Origin of the sequence: Azospirillum soli (assembly GCF_017876165.1) — a bacterium.
GTDB lineage: Bacteria > Pseudomonadota > Alphaproteobacteria > Azospirillales > Azospirillaceae > Azospirillum > Azospirillum soli.
In genome coordinates, this window is the sequence record NZ_JAGINQ010000060.1 from 1 (window position 1) to 1,816 (window position 1,816).

Sequence of the window (1,816 nt, forward strand, 5' to 3'; positions counted from 1 at the left end):
GGTCCAACTCCGGCGCGTAGGCCTGGATCCAGCGGAAGAGCGTCGTGTGATCGACCGCCACGCTGCGGTCGGCCAGCATCCGTTCCAGATCGCGGCAGCTGATCGGGAATTGCAGATACCAGCGCACCGCCCACAGGATCACCTCCGTCGTGAACGGTCGGCCCTTGAACGGGCTTTTTTGCTGCGCATCACCGTGTCACCCCGGCCGCCGATCCCGCCGAGGTTCTACCGGATCCCCGCCCCACCACAAAATTTGCAACAGAGCCAGGTGCGCCGCGATGCCAAGTTTCGCATTTTTCGGAACGCAATTTGCTTGATGGAGGATGGCGTGGCGGAAGCCATGATCGCCCGAGGCAAAGCTACCAAGGTTTTTCGTCGCCTCCTTTATTGTTTGGTCGGGTGCCACGTTGGATGCAGATGCCCCCGAGCGTCCAATGGGTCAGCTTCGGACACCACCGCCCAATGGCACCAATGAGATTGACTGCTTTTAAAGGCAAACCTTGATCTGGTCGGTGAGGCATCGTCGTGCAGGGCATAAAACAACTTTTCGAGTTCAACCGTTATGAGTCGGGGTGGGGGCTGCCCGCGTGACCGCCGGCCTTCCAACGATCTCCCTTGTACGTTCGGCCCAGGCGTTCAGCGCGGCCCGTCGCTCATCAAGGTATCGGTGCCGGTTGTAGACGGCAGCCACGCCGCGAATCGTCCCTTGGACGTGGTTGAGGATGCGGTCGGCGACGTGTGGCGGCGTCCCCATCGCGGCAAGAGCCGTCGTGACCGAGCGGCGGATGTCATGGAAACGCCAATCGGCCAACGGTTTGACGTTTGCCGTGCTCTTGCCGGCGGCAACGGCCTCTTCCGTCATGATGGACACAACACTGACCTCTATTCGGGCTTTGCCGCGCGTCCACCCCGAGATCGGCGTGCGACCGGTCGTTGTGAATACCAAGTCGGACTGGTCGAACCGAGGCAGCGACGATATGAGGCTGACCGCAGCGGGCGAGAGGGGGAACGAGGTGCGCCGTACCGTTCTTGGCGCGCTCCGCCGGAATGGTCCACATCGCCAGTTCGAGGTCGAGTTCGGACCAGCGCATGCCGGCCACCTCGTTGAGGCGCTGGGCGGTGAGCATGAGGAGCCGGAGAAATGGACCGAACGGCCAGCCCACCCGGACGGACGCGAACCAGAGCAGCCGCATTTCCTCGTCCGAAAGCACCCGGTCCCGCTCCCGTTCGTCCGTGGGTGGCCTGACGCCGACGCAAGGCGAGGCGGCAATGAGGTCGCGGGAGACGCACCAGTTGAAGAACTTGCGGACGTAGGCGAACACCCGGTTGGCCCGCATGGGCGCCCCACGGTCGACGATCCGGTCGAGCATGGCGATAATGTCGCGCCGCTCGACGCCGCCGACCGGGCGGTCGCCCTAGTAGGGCAGGACCTCGTTCCTGAAGGTGCCACGGTATTCCTTCTCGACGCGCGTGCGGCTGACGTGGCGCTGCATGAAGATTTCGAAGACCGCGGCGACCGTCGAGGCGGTGTCCGACGTCCGCGCGGCCGCTTTTTCAGCCTGGGGGTCCTTGCCCTCGGCGACTCGGCGGAGCAGCCGGTCCGCTTCGGTTCGGGCAAGTTCCGGCGTCCACGGAGAACCGTGTTTGCCGATGGTATAGCGGCGGGTCCGCCCGTTTCCGGTACGGTACTGGACGACGTAGATCTTGTGGCCGCTTGGCGTCGATATCGTTGAAAAAGTCGGGTGCTGATCGAGTGCTGCTGCGCCGATTGTAAGGGCCGAACGGGCAGAGGCCCCCCTCATACCGGCCTGGGTTC

2 protein-coding genes and 1 pseudogene are annotated in these 1,816 nt (G+C 63.9%); all 3 read right to left on the reverse strand.

Annotated elements, in window-relative coordinates:
- Positions 1 to 142, reverse strand: a pseudogene (locus J2852_RS31925) (IS6 family transposase); the annotation flags it as partial.
- Between the two features lie 646 nt (positions 143 to 788).
- Complete coding sequence (locus tag J2852_RS31930) at positions 789 to 1,370, reverse strand: tyrosine-type recombinase/integrase (RefSeq protein WP_246500139.1); 582 nt, start codon at positions 1,368 to 1,370, stop codon at positions 789 to 791.
- 45 nt (positions 1,371 to 1,415) lie between these two features.
- Positions 1,416 to 1,816: Arm DNA-binding domain-containing protein (locus tag J2852_RS31935; RefSeq protein ID WP_246500141.1), on the reverse strand; the 401-nt coding region annotated here is incomplete at its 5' end.

Excerpts from the sequence above, each read along its gene's own strand:
- J2852_RS31930 (WP_246500139.1), bottom strand. The coding sequence starts at position 1,370 with ATGCTCGACCGGATCGTCGACCGTGGGGCGCCCATGCGGGCCAACCGG.